The sequence below is a fragment of the bacterium genome (genome assembly GCA_029210545.1).
Classification (GTDB): domain Bacteria; phylum BMS3Abin14; class BMS3Abin14; order BMS3Abin14; family BMS3Abin14; genus JARGFV01.
The window spans coordinates 25,906-32,762 of the sequence record JARGFV010000018.1 but is presented as its reverse complement, the minus strand read 5'-3'; the positions used below and the strand labels follow the sequence as shown (position 1 = coordinate 32,762).

Here is a 6,857-nt window from a genome sequence, read left to right as displayed (position 1 = left end):
TATAATATTTTTTCTTCATATCAACCGATGATAAAGTAGTCGGTGAAGATGGTAAGTCACTGTTAACACAATGTATTCTATAAAATACTGGACCAAGATCACATCTTCCGACAAACTCTATCTAGGAGTCTGTGCCCTGCCTGTCTAACCAGACAGGCAGGTTCTCCGACAGACTCCTAGGTAACGATGTTTTATGTCAATACAATAGCCGCTTCGACACATAGATACCTGGACATCTCGATACAGTCTTTCCCCGCGTCTGGTGTAATCACACTTTCCACCTTCCACTTTCCACCTTCTCCCTTCTCCCTGCTCTGGTTACCTTAAACCGTTATACCCATACCCCCTGATCACCGTGAGCGGTATCTCCCCCGACCCCGCCGAATCGGATACTACCTCCGACCTTTCGAAGAATCGCTCGACGAAGGGGACCTCCTTTTCCGCCGGGCGGTACGACACGTAAAGGGCGTTGAGTCCAACGTGTCGTGCGGGATCGAACCAGTAGCGGTGGTTCCTGCCGTGAACGCTGCCTTCGCCCAGGACGGTGACCTGGGGGTGGCTCGGGATATAGAATGCCGCCAGGGAAGACAGGGCGTAGGATCTTGTAAATGCGAAGGCGTCCTTTTCCCCTTTCAGGGCAGCCAGTTCGGCATCGATCTGTGCCCCCACCTGTCCGGGATCGTCCACCATTTTCCTGAGCTGCCCGGTGTTGATCCGTTCAGCCCGGGGATACTCCCAATCGGCAGGGAGCAGTTTCGCGGCCAGGGGGACGGCAAAGAGGAGGGCTGTCATGATCCACGCGAGGGCCAGGGTCCCGAAGAACCACCGGCCCGGTTTCCTGTCCGCGGTCAGGGCAGCGCCAACGGAAACGGCAAGGAACGGGACTCCGACGGCGGGCCAGTGGATCCCGACTTTCGTTGCCAGGCTGAGCGCCAGGAAACCTCCCAGGGGGACCAGTGCCAGGAATCCGGCAGTCGCCCGGTCGCCGTCCCTGCCCCTCCACGGGAAACCGGCTCGAGCCAGGACAGGGATGCCGATGACGAGCAGGAGCGGGCTCAGTCCTGCCGCCTGCCCCACGAGGTAATCAAATACGTTCCCCGGGCTCAGGGAAGAGGAGGCGTGGCGGGACCCGAAATTGAAGATGAAGGTCGCCCAGCCGTTTTGAGCGTTCCAGATGAGGACAGGGATGAGGCCCAGCAGGGACAGTCCCCAGGCCGTGTACGGCCCGGGGGTCTTCAGGAGCGGTCTTTTGTCGGGTCTGGCGATAAGGTACAGGAAGCTGGCGGCGATGATCGGTACGCCCAGGAACTTGCTTCCGTAAAGGACCGCGAAACACAGCCCGGCCAGCGGCCAGCTCTTCCGGTCTCCCCGGTTAACGGCCCGGTGAAAAAGGTACCCGCCCAGGGTTCCCGCGGCCAGCACGGGCGTGTCCGTGGTGTAGAGGACTCCGAGGCCCGCCAGAACGGGGATGCCCATGGCCAGAAGGCCCGTCCACGCCGCCGATCGGGCTAATCCGGTGATGTCCAGAGTGTACCTGTAAACGACAGCTGTCACGAGGGACCCTGTCATAACAGCAACGATGCGTACGGCCAGGACCGTGTCACCGAAAAGGTGTCTCGTGACCCAAAGGATCCACCCGGCCACGGGGGGATGATCGTAGTAGCAAAGGGCCGGGTGCCTTGCCCATTCCCAGAAATAGGCCTCGTCGCCGGAAAGTGGCAGGGAGACGGCATAGATGAGGCGCAGCAGGGTGGTGATGAAAAAGACGGCCCAGAAGACCCTGGTCAGGGTGGCTTTAATCTCAAATCTCATATCTCAGATCTCAAAGATTTTCCTGTGGTTCTCCGAATTGAACGCTCTTCAGTGTGTCGGGTACAGTTTTTATCATAAAGGGAACTAATATGAAGAAAATGGAGGCGAGGATCTTTTCATCCTCCATTTTCTATTTTCGGTCAAAAAACGGGTTCTTCCCCGTGGCCGACAGGGGAATGCCGTAGGCCACGGTCACCGGGTGGGGGAAAAGGCCCAGCTCGATGGCCGCCTTGCCCGCGCTGAACATGATCCGGTTGTCGATAGCGATTCGTTCACAAACCCGTCCCACTCAAGTTTCATGTTTTTCTCCAAAAAGGGTATCAAGTTACAGCTTCCGGGGGTATCAGGTTCCTCTCCACCCTGTTTTCCCCCTTCTCCCTCCTGCCCGGTCCCGAGTCCTGCCCTGGCGGGATCGAAGGGGCTCCTCCCTGTTTATCCCCCTATCACCGATATCCACAATGTATAGGAGAGCAGGGACAGGACCGTGCTGGTGGTGACAGCGGCGGCAGCGAAGTCGGGTTTCCCGCCCATCTCGGACGCCATGACGTAGGAAAGCGTGGCCGATGGGCTTGAAAGCAGGATGACGCCGATGAGGGTCGCTCCCACGTCCAGACCCGAAGCCCTGAAAAGGAGAAGACCCGTCAGTGGCAGGACAATGAGCTTGAACACGGTGGTGACGGCCACCAGCTGGATCCTCTTGGCAGGGGCGGTTTTCAGGGACCCCCCGATGATGAGGAGGGCCAGGGGCAGGGCCATGTGGGCCACGATATCGAAGGACCGGTCGACGAACCCGGGCAGCCTGATTTCGGCGGCCGAGGAGCCCAGCCCCAGCAGAGTTGCCAGGATGATGGGGTTTCCCACGAACCGGCCCGCCGTCCTCATGTCCAGCTTTCGGTGTTCGCGCGCCACGAAGGTGTAGATCCCGATGGCGAGGAAGTTCTGGAAAAGCATGATAAAGCCCGCCAGGACGCTGGCAGCTGCCCTGCCCTCGGTTCCCAGGGAATAGAACACCACGGCGAGACCGACGTATCCCAGGTTGCTGTGAAAGGAGGCCTGGGCAAAGGTGGCCGCCCCTCCAGGGCTGAGGGCAAGGGCCCTGGCGAGGATCAGGACCACTACGGCCGTCATGGCCAGGGCGGCGAAGACATCCGCTATCTGAACGATGTTGAAGCTCTCGGAAAAGGATCCCCTGGAGATCTCGCTGTAAACGAGGATCGGGATGGCGACGAAGTAGACCAGCCGGTTGGCGGAACCGATGAAAGTGTCCGGGAGGAACCCCAGCCTCCTGGAGAGGAAGCCCAGGGCAATGACGATAAAGACCGGCGATATGTTCTCGAGGATAGCTGCCATGGCCAGACGACTATACTTTATGCCTGGCAAATCGGGCAAGTACGGTGCACTTGACCGTGCGCTTGACAAAACGAAAAGCGGAGATAAATTTCCAATATAAAACAGAAAAGGAGGTGAAAGATCATGTCGATCGAGCGTTACAGCGGCAGGCATCCCGCCTACTGGGGACCTTTCTTCGGGCTGAGGGGACTCCAGGACGAGATGAACCGCCTTTTCACCGACTTCTTCGGTGAGACGTCGGAAAAGGGTATGGCAGCAATGACGCCCGCCCTTGACCTGGTGGAGACCAGGGACGCCATTCAGGTAAGGGTGGAGCTCCCCGGTGTCAGGAAGGATGAGGTGGAGATCTCCCTGAAGGACGACGTCCTCATCATCAAGGGCGAGAAGAAGGAGGAGAAGGAGGAGAAAACCGAGAACCGGTATTACATGGAGAGGTCCTACGGGTCCTTTGCCAGGGCGGTCACCCTCCCGGCCAGGGTCAAGGAGGACAAGATCAAGGCGTCCTACAAGGACGGGGTCCTCACCATAGACCTCCCCAAGGCCGAGGAGGCCAAGGCGAAGGAGATCAAGGTCCAGGTGGGATAAATCAGGGTTTATTCTCCTGGGGGAGAATTGTATGTCCGGCAGCGTGTCCATGGTATTCCGGCACGCTGCCCTTTTCTGAGCTGTCGGGGTATCAGACCCCGGATATTGGATTTCGGGTGCTTGGCGGTAAATCCCGGCGCTGTGGCGCTAAAAGGCCATTGGTATTAACCGCCCGTTCGCTGGCGCTCACTCAAGCACGGTAGAGTAGCCGTGGTGAAATCCGGGCCCTGGCGCTTTTCTCCGTGTCTCTTTTGAACCTTTGGGATAGTATCGTTCACCAAATGGCCAAGGGACCGGGAACACCAATAGAAGAAAGGATCTCGGGCGAAATCCGGGAAATGATCGCCTGGGAGATCGAGGATTCGGGAGGCAACGAACTTTTCCTCCTCGGCCGCCTGGACGATGACGGTCTGGTCCGTGACGTTCAGATCCTGGCCCGGGGGAACGCGAAAGCAGTCCCCGCCAACGCCTTGCCCGCACGGCAGGGCGATGTTGTCATCCATAACCATCCAGGGGGCATCCTGGTCCCGTCCGAAGCGGACCTTTCCATCGCATCCAGCCTGGGAAGCCAGGGAATCGGGTTTTACATCGTAGATAACGCCTGCAGCAGGGTCTACGTTGTTGTGGAACCCCAGCGGGCTGCCGACAGCGCCGACCCCCTCGATCCCGACGAGGTAGCCTCCATCTTCGCCCCGGACGGCCCTCTGAACGCCGCTCACCCCAACTACGAAGAGCGCCCCTCCCAGGAGCGTATGGCCCGGGATGTGACAATGGTTCTCGATTCGTCGGCCGTGGGTGTCCTGGAGGCGGGAACGGGAACGGGAAAGAGCCTCGCTTACCTCGTTCCGGCGGCTCTCTGGGCACTTCGGCAAAACCGCCGGGTTGCCATCGCAACCCGTACGATCAACCTCCAGGAACAGATCCTGAACCAGGATCTGCCGGTATTGGAGGCGGCCCTCGGGAGACCGGTCAAGGCTGTGCTCGTCAAGGGGCGCGGCAACTACTGCTGCCTCAGGAAACGGGATCTGCTGGAAGGTGACGGCGGGAACATCCTCCTGGATTTCGATGATCTCGGGGAGGTGCAGCAGCTCATGTCCTGGAGCAGGGCCACCCGGGACGGGAGTCTTTCGGACCTGCCTTTCGTCCCCACCGACGCCAACTGGTCCCTCATAAGGGCCGAGTCTGATTCCTGCACAAGGGCGCGGTGCTTCCATTTTTCCAGCTGCTTTTTCTACCGTGCCCGCCTCGAGGCCGCGTCGGCCCAGCTTCTATTGGCGAACCACCACGTCCTGTTCGCCGATCTCTCCCTGAGAGGCGATGGTCACGAGAGTGCGGCCATCATGCCCCGCTACGATGCGGTGATCCTGGACGAGGCCCACAACGTGGAGGATGTGGCCCTGTCCTACTTTGACGCTGGAATTACCAGGCGAGGGCTCATGGCCCACCTGGGAAGGCTCGTGAGCAGGCGCAGGGCCGAGAGGGGGCTGGTCCCGTTCCTCAGGCAGCGTGTCAAGGGGCATAAAGGGTTGAAGGCCCGCGATCGCGACAACCTGGTGGAACTCATCGCCAAACTCGGGGAGAGAACAGGCCAGGTCCGGCGGGATCTCGACCATCTCTTCGATGACCTGGGGGACGCTTTCCTGACGTGGCTTGAGGAAGGCAAGAATATCTCAGATCTCAGATCTCAGATCTCAGAAAGAACCGCACACCGGAATTCCCGGGGAAGCTCAGGTAAAACCTTTAAAGGTGGAGGCGCCGAAGGAAGGGAATTCCGGTGGCGGGTCCCCCTTGAGCGGCGGAATGAGGTCCAGTGGCAGGGAGTAAACGATCTCATCGAAGAGATGGTCATGCTCATCGCCGGGGCCTTGACACCCCTGAGGAGAATAAACAGCTCCCTCCGGGAACTGGTGGATGCCGGGTTCGATGACCTGGATCACCTGTGGAGTGACCTGGCCGCTGTTTCCAGCCGCCTGGACGGCTGCGTCCATTTCCTGAAAAGGGTCCTGGAGGGGGAAGAGGCGCAGGAGGTTTTCTGGGTGGAGGTGAGAAGCCACAGCACAGGCCGGCAGGTCAGTCTCCACCTGACCCCCCTGGATGTGGCCCCCATCCTTCAGCACACCCTCTTTTCACAGGTCGGACCGGTGGTGATGACCTCGGCGACCCTGACGGTAGGACAGAGTTTTGATTTTTTCGACCGGCAGCTGGGTATCAGCCATCTCGAGGGCAGGAAACTCATCCACGCGGTCTATCCATCCCCCTTCGACATGGGAAGCCAGATGCGCCTGGCGGTCCTCGACGGTATACCCGATCCCGGCAAACAGGGGTTCACGGAAGGTTTGTCCGAGGCGGTCAGGGAACTGGTGGCCGCTTCGGGGGGAGGGGCTCTGGTCCTGTTCACATCGTACCGCACCCTGGACCGGGTTCACGGGGAGTGTGCGGGCTTCCTGGAGAATAACGGCATCCGGGTCCTCAGGCAGGGGGAAGCCCAGCGCAGTGCCCTCCTGGAGGCGTTCCGTGCCGATCCGGACTCCGTCCTTTTCGCCACCGACAGCTTTTGGGAGGGGGTGGACGTGGTGGGCAGTTCCCTCAGGCTGGTGATCCTTGCGCGGCTGCCCTTCCCTGTTCCCACCGATCCGGTCACCGAAGCGCGTGGGCAGGCCCTGATCCAGCAGGGCAGGGACCCTTTCTATGAAGATTCCATTCCCAGGGCGATCATCAGGTTGAGGCAGGGTATCGGGAGGCTCATCAGGCACCGTGATGACCACGGGTACGCCGTGATCTGCGACGGCCGCATCATCCGGCGTTCCTACGGCCGGGTCATCATCTCCTCCCTGGGCGACGTACAACTCACCCGGAAGAACCTGGAAACTTTAAAGCGCGACGTGGAGGGGTTTTTGTTTCAGAAGGACAGGAAAAAGGAATAGGGAATAGGGAATGGGGAAGGGTAATAACTGTATCGAAGTGTCGAGGTATCAACGTGTCGAGGTAAATCCTCATACCCGAAATCCGTCTCATGAAAGTATTTTCGCGAGACGGATTTCGGGTGTTGACATTGCGGTTCATTCGGGTTACTTGATGGATACGTTTCCACCCGCACGGCGGGTGGTTGC

General features: G+C 59.5%; 4 protein-coding genes and 1 pseudogene. 2 read left to right on the top strand and 3 right to left on the bottom strand.

Translation table 11 applies throughout. The features are described from left to right. Positions 1 to 318 precede the first annotated feature (318 nt). From P1S46_03475 to P1S46_03465, 3 genes and pseudogenes are all read right to left on the bottom strand, one after another. Complete coding sequence (locus tag P1S46_03475) at positions 319 to 1,812, bottom strand: glycosyltransferase family 39 protein (protein ID MDF1535548.1); 1,494 nt, start codon at positions 1,810 to 1,812, stop codon at positions 319 to 321. Between the two features lie 130 nt (positions 1,813 to 1,942). Continuing rightward, a pseudogene (locus P1S46_03470) lies at positions 1,943 to 2,074 on the bottom strand (ferredoxin domain-containing protein). Positions 2,075 to 2,244: 170 nt separating this feature from the next. After that, positions 2,245 to 3,162, bottom strand: a complete 918-nt coding sequence (locus tag P1S46_03465; GenBank protein MDF1535547.1) for an AEC family transporter — start codon at positions 3,160 to 3,162, stop codon at positions 2,245 to 2,247. Positions 3,163 to 3,285: 123 nt separating this feature from the next. Here P1S46_03465 and P1S46_03460 point away from each other — a divergent pair, with 123 nt between their 5' ends. Further along, on the top strand, positions 3,286 to 3,747 hold the full coding sequence (locus P1S46_03460) for an Hsp20/alpha crystallin family protein (protein ID MDF1535546.1): 462 nt from the start codon (positions 3,286 to 3,288) through the stop codon (positions 3,745 to 3,747). A gap of 281 nt (positions 3,748 to 4,028) precedes the next feature. Beyond that, positions 4,029 to 6,671, top strand: a complete 2,643-nt coding sequence (locus tag P1S46_03455) for a helicase C-terminal domain-containing protein (protein MDF1535545.1) — start codon at positions 4,029 to 4,031, stop codon at positions 6,669 to 6,671. The last annotated feature ends 186 nt before the right edge of the window (positions 6,672 to 6,857 follow it).

Bases quoted from the DNA above. Each gene is read 5' to 3' on its own strand.
- P1S46_03475 (MDF1535548.1), bottom strand. From the start codon at position 1,812: ATGAGATTTGAGATTAAAGCCACCCTGACCAGGGTCTTCTGGGCCGTC.
- P1S46_03465 (MDF1535547.1), bottom strand. From the start codon at position 3,162: ATGGCAGCTATCCTCGAGAACATATCGCCGGTCTTTATCGTCATTGCC.
- P1S46_03460 (MDF1535546.1), top strand. From the start codon at position 3,286: ATGTCGATCGAGCGTTACAGCGGCAGGCATCCCGCCTACTGGGGACCT.
- P1S46_03455 (MDF1535545.1), top strand. From the start codon at position 4,029: ATGGCCAAGGGACCGGGAACACCAATAGAAGAAAGGATCTCGGGCGAA.